Raw genomic sequence first — 246 nt, forward strand, 5'->3', positions numbered from 1 at the left:
TCGAAGGTGTTGCCGGCCTCGAGGATATCCTCGCGCGTCTGGATCTCGCAGCCAGTCACCTCCGCGATCGGTTGCGCCGTTTCTTGCGCGCGCTCGAGCGGGCTCGCCGCCAGGTACGTCACGTCGCGGCCCTCGAAGAACTTCGAGGTGACCAGCGCCATGGACTTGCCTCGCGACGACAAGTGGTAGCCCGGCATCCGCCCGTAGAGGATCTTCTACGGGTTGTAAACCTCCCCGTGGCGTACC

The 246-nt window shown here is 65.0% G+C and carries 1 pseudogene; it reads right to left on the minus strand.

What is annotated here, in order from left to right:
* Positions 1-246: pseudogene (locus QP140_RS10195) on the minus strand (histidine phosphatase family protein); the annotation flags it as partial.

This window comes from Corynebacterium sp. UMB9976 (genome assembly GCF_030212265.1).
Taxonomy (GTDB): Bacteria; Actinomycetota; Actinomycetes; order Mycobacteriales; family Mycobacteriaceae; genus Corynebacterium.